The sequence below is a fragment of the Streptomyces sp. NPDC002265 genome (assembly GCF_040296125.1).
Classification (GTDB): domain Bacteria; phylum Actinomycetota; class Actinomycetes; order Streptomycetales; family Streptomycetaceae; genus Streptomyces.
Window position 1 is genome coordinate 1 of sequence record NZ_JBEOWS010000516.1, and the last position, 4,829, is coordinate 4,829.

Below are 4,829 nucleotides of genomic sequence, written 5' to 3' on the forward strand. Positions count from 1 at the left end.
GGCCGCGATGGCTGGCTTCCGGGTCAAGTACGTCCTGGCGACCAAGCTGGTCAACGAGCTCGTCGAGGCCGCCGACGAGAAGCTGTTGACGAAGACGATCGCCCGCTCCGGACGGGTCGATCTTCTCTGTATTGATGAGCTGGGCTATATGGAGCTGGACCGGCGCGGCGCCGAGCTGCTGTTCCAGGTGCTGACCGAGCGCGAGGAGAAGAACAGTATGGCCATCGCCTCCAACGAGTCCTTCTCTGCGTGGACCAAGACGTTCACCGATCCCCGACTCTGCGGGGCCATCGTGGACCGCCTTACCTTCGGCGGCAACATCATCGAGACCGGCAGCGACTCCTACCGCCTCGCCCACACCAAAGCCCGCCAGGAGGCCACCGTAGGTTCCTGACCCCTTCCGCTGGCAGGATCATTGGTCATGGACGATTGGTTTCTGCAGGCAGGCCACGGGGTCCGCTTCGAGTGGGGTCCCACGGGCGCAGATCGGCTGGCAGCAGATGTCGCCTGCGTCGTGGTCGTCGATGTGCTGTCGTTTACCACCTCGGTGACGGTCGCGGTGGAGTCCGGGACGCGGGTCTTCCCCTACCGCTGGCGTGACGTGACCGCTTCCGCGTTCGCCGATCAGAGAGGCGCAGACCTGGCAGTGGGCCGTCGTATGGCCACCGCGTCATCGCCATGGTCGCTCTCTCCCGCAGCATTGCGACGTGCCCCCTTCACCCCGCGCCTGGTACTTCCCTCACCCAACGGTTCCGCCATCGCGGCCTCGGCCGGCGAGTCACGTGTGGTTGCCGGGGCCCTCCGAAACGCGACGGCCGCGGCGCACTGGCTCGTTAGCCAGGGCTACGGGACCGCCGACCGCCCCGTCGCGGTGATCGCCTCGGGCGAACGCTGGCCCGACGGGAGCCTGCGGCCCGCCATGGAAGACCTGCTTGGCGCAGGAGCCGTTATCGCCGCACTGCGCGAACGGCTCAGCGACACGCTCTCGCCGGAAGCCGCCCTGGCAGCGGCCGTCTTCCAGGCCACACCGGACATCGGTGCCGCAGTGGCCGCCAGCTCCTCCGGGCGGGAGCTCATCGGTGGGGGATTTGCCGAGGATGTCCTTGTCGCCACCGAACTGGACGTCTGCACCGCCGTTCCCGTCCTCATCGACGGGGCGTTCACCGTCACTCAGTGACGGATCGCTCCGCACCTGAACGCCACACAGACCGTCAGCGACCGCGGAGTGGGGCCAATCGACTCGTTCACACCGCCGCGCAAAGATCGCTAATCGGGGCCAAAAGACTCGTTCCTCTGGGGCCATCGGACTCGTTCGAAGCCAGCCCCTGAATGCGTGCCGGATCGCCTTCGAGGGCCGCCTGATCTCGAGCAGTGAATACCGTCAACAGTCAGGATCAGCAGTCGAATTGACACACTCGGAATCGGCTGGGTTCGCCTCTGCGGGGTAGGCGGTGAGGATGAGTTGTCCGTCCTCGCCCGCGAGGGCGGTGACCAGCAGTGTGCTCTCCTCGTCGAGGCGCAGGGTGAAGAGCGGATCGAGCTCCATCAGGAAGTCGAGGTTCTCCCGGTCCTTTGCAGGCAGGGGAGGTTCGACGGTCGCCTCGCACGTCCAGTGGTTGCCGGTGACGCGGATCGCGACTCGCACACCGATCCTGCCCAAGCACGTCGATCGGTTGGCCCACCACTCAAGCGTCGCGGTGCCCTCGTAGCTGTCCATCGCCCAAGTATCACGGGTAGGCGGGGGCCACATTTGCGGGACGGCCTGCAAGCGTGCTGTCGGGCGACCGTGTGTCGCCCCCGGTCGGTCCCGCGCAGCAAACCGGGTCTCTCCGGTGTGGCTGGCTGTGCGTGCCGTGCGGGGTTTTTACGGTTCGCGCGTGTGGTGGTTGAGGGTGTGGTAGCGGCGTTCGAAGGTGGTGAGGTGCGGGGTGAGGTCGGCGGGGGCGAGGGGTTTTCTGTATTGGGCGGTGATGCCTTGCTGGTTGAGGTGTTTGAGGACGTGTTCGAGGGGCGGGCTGTCGTCGGTGAGGTCTCGCAGCTGGGTGTGCCGCTCGAAAAGTCGTCGTCGCAGGTGGCAGCGGTGACGGTTCGTCGGCTGGGAGCATGCCCGGATGATCGTGTCCTTGTTGTACAAGGTGACCCGGGAGTTGCTCTCCCTGCCGTCGTTGCTGCTCCGCGGGGATGCGGCGAAAGACGCTGAGCTTCTCGTCCTGCGCCACGAGAACGGGGTGCTCCGCCGGCAGCTGGCCAGCCCGGTCCGCTACGAGCCAGTCGATCGGTTCTGGTTTGCTGCCTTGTCGGGGCTGATACCTCGGTGTCGCTGGCGCGAGGTCTTCCCGGTTACTCCGGGCGCCCTGCTCGGCTGGCATCGCCGATTCGTCGCCGCGAAGTGGGACTACAGCGCGCGCAGGCGCACCGGTCGGTATAGGTGCGGTGTTTCGGCGGCAAGGACGAGGCCTGGACTCAACCAGTCGTTGCAACAGCCCTCGCATTCTTCGGAGCGATGGTCCTGTACCCCCGGGCAGGGCAGCCCGGCCCGGAGGAGAGCTTCATCCATCGGCGGGCCGCTGATGGCCGGCCGACGAGCCCTGGCCGATGTGCGTCGAACCGGACTACTACAAGCCGGTCAGTGCACCCGTCGGCCCGGAGCCGGTCGCCGTGGTCCCGGTGGTCGACCTCTCGGTTCGCAGGTCGAGGGCTGAGACTTCCCGGTCGGTGTCGTTCTCGCATACGCCCGGGGGCCGCGGATGCGAACTGTCGGGAGGAGATGTCCGGGACGGTCGCGCAGTACATGTTGCCCTTGATGGCGGGGTGCTCGGTGGTGTCGGTGACCGAGGGGGTCGGATGTGTGGTGCGGGGTTGTACCTATTTTGATCCTCTCGAAGGTCAGAGATCCTCGCTTCGTGACGATCTGCCGGGGTGGGACCCTCACTGATGCGGACCACCATCTCCTGGCCCTGCGGGCCGCAGTTTGCGCTGAGCACGTTCTTGACCTGTTCGAGTCGGCTCGGCCTGAGGACCCGCGGCCGCGCCGGGCGATCGAGCATGCCCGCGCCTGGGTGCGTGGCGAGGTCAAGATGATGGCAGCTCGTGCGGCGGGCGGCCACGCGATGGGCGCGGCCCGGGATCTGCGTGGCGCAGCACGGTACGCCGCCGACGCCGCGGGCCAGGCCGGGGTTGTTGCACATGTCGCCGCACACGAGCTCGGTGCGGCTGCCTATGCGATCAAGGCCGTACGCGCTGCCGCGCCTGATGGCGAGAGTGAGGCTGCAGGGCAGCATGAGTGCCAGTGGCAGCGTGAGCAGCTCCCGGAGCCGATTCGCGAGCTCGTGCTTGACGACCAGCGGTTGAGGAACGACATCTGCTGGTCGGTGTTTGACTGCTGAGACTGATCCACTGGCACGTCGCCGAAGAATGCGGCACCTCGCCGACGATGTCCCGCCGGGATACCGGCCGGCGGGGCGGCGACATCGGAGTTCGTCGGCGTCGTGAACGGCCCCTTCGTCGGCAGGTGCAACGCCGCGCAACAGCAGTGACGCCGCGGGCGGCCTGCAGGGGGCGCTCTGTCACGCAGGATGCGGTCATGCGGATCCGGCCCGGTGGAGGGGGCGGGCCAGGCCCACGCCCGGGGCGGTGGGTGCGGTGTCGATTCATGGGTGGGTGGGGGTGTGGTGGGTGGTGAGGGCGTGTCGGCGGCGTTCGAAGTCGGGGGTTTCGTCGGTGATGTAGCGGGGGGTGACGGGCCGGTTGTACTGGCCGGTGATGCCACGGGCCGCGCATTCTTGTGCCACTTCGGCGCTGGAGGGCGCCTGCGTGTGCTGCCGGTGCTCGGCCCAGATGTTGTAGACGCGCCAGCGCAGGAAGTGGCGGCGCAGGTTGGCGGGGCTGACGGGTCGGCGGCTGCGTCCGAGGAGTCCTTGGTGGGCGAGGTGGGCGGAGAGCTGTTCGGCGGTGGGTTCGGTGCCGTGTTCGCTCTGGTACTGCATCCATGCGAGGTAGTAGCGGTCGGGCGCGGTGAGTTGTTCTCCTTGCGGGCGGCCTTGCGACGTGGGGGGACGTGCCCGGCCTCCCGGCGGCAGGGGCTGCGTGCGCTTGGCCCGACGGGCCCGTGCGGCAGCCGGGGGAGTGTGGGGTGGGTGGTGCGCCGTGGCGCCGTTGCGGGGGCCGGTCGCCTGCGGGCCGACAACGGAGCCGGGGGCCGGGACGGTGTGGGGTGTGCCCGGGTCGACGGTGGGGGAGACGCCTGCATGCACCTGGCCTGCGGATGCCATCGGGTTGCCGGACTCCGTGTGGCTGGTCAGTGGGGGTATGGGGGCTGCGGGGGCGTGGGTGGCGGGTGGGGTTCCACGTTCGTGTCCGTGGTCGCGCCAGGTGCTGGGGGAGGCACCGTGACGGGGGTGTGACGTCGGCCCGGCTACGATGGCGGGAGCGGGCCGTGGGGCGGGGGTATCGATGCCCTTGCCGAGCTGGCGGGTGTGGTGGGGACCGGCCGGGCCGGGGAGCGTGCCCGTTGCCTGCGGAGAGGGATCCTTCAGCAGGAGTTCCCCGCTGTGTTGGCCTTGGTGCTGTTGGGCGGGGTGCTGCTGCCGGTCGGGGGCCGCCTCCGCCGCGCGCGGGGCCGCGGCGGCCAGCGGGGCCGGAGCGTCTGCCGCGATCACGGGCTGCGGGGCGGGCGGGAGCAGGACCGGTTCGATGCCCGCGGCCGCGAGGCCCGCCGGGGCGGTCTCGGACAGGGGGACGCCGTAGCGGGCCAGGCGCAGCGGCATCAGGGACTCCACCGGGGCCTTGCGCCGCCAGGTGCGGCCGAAGCGGGAGTGCAGGCGTGCCTG

General features: G+C 69.2%; 5 protein-coding genes and 1 pseudogene. 3 read left to right on the plus strand and 3 right to left on the minus strand.

What is annotated here, in order from left to right; all coding sequences use genetic code 11:
* Together ABT085_RS43775 and ABT085_RS43780 are read left to right on the plus strand one after the other, a co-directional pair.
* The coding region (locus tag ABT085_RS43775) for an ATP-binding protein (RefSeq protein WP_351622041.1) at window positions 1-394 on the plus strand (394 nt) is incomplete at its 5' end.
* A gap of 27 nt (window positions 395-421) precedes the next feature.
* Window positions 422-1,177 carry a 2-phosphosulfolactate phosphatase gene (locus tag ABT085_RS43780; RefSeq protein ID WP_351622044.1) on the plus strand — a complete coding sequence of 252 codons (756 nt, stop codon included), beginning with the start codon at window positions 422-424 and terminating at the stop codon, window positions 1,175-1,177.
* Window positions 1,178-1,381: 204 nt separating this feature from the next.
* Here the strand turns inward: ABT085_RS43780 and ABT085_RS43785 are convergent, their stop codons facing one another.
* Together ABT085_RS43785 and ABT085_RS43790 are read right to left on the minus strand one after the other, a co-directional pair.
* On the minus strand, window positions 1,382-1,717 hold the full coding sequence (locus tag ABT085_RS43785) for a hypothetical protein (protein WP_351622046.1): 336 nt from the start codon (window positions 1,715-1,717) through the stop codon (window positions 1,382-1,384).
* Window positions 1,718-1,864: 147 nt separating this feature from the next.
* A complete protein-coding gene (locus tag ABT085_RS43790) occupies window positions 1,865-2,134 on the minus strand; it encodes a hypothetical protein (protein ID WP_351622048.1) in 270 nt (89 codons plus the stop codon).
* A 736-nt stretch (window positions 2,135-2,870) separates the two neighbouring features.
* On the opposite strand from ABT085_RS43790, the gene ABT085_RS43800 reads away from it, so the two are divergent.
* Window positions 2,871-3,386 carry a putative immunity protein gene (locus ABT085_RS43800; RefSeq protein WP_351622051.1) on the plus strand — a complete coding sequence of 172 codons (516 nt, stop codon included), beginning with the start codon at window positions 2,871-2,873 and terminating at the stop codon, window positions 3,384-3,386.
* Window positions 3,387-4,430: 1,044 nt separating this feature from the next.
* On the opposite strand, the pseudogene ABT085_RS46920 reads toward ABT085_RS43800, so the two are convergent.
* Window positions 4,431-4,829 (minus strand): annotated as a pseudogene (locus tag ABT085_RS46920) (DUF2637 domain-containing protein); the annotation flags it as partial.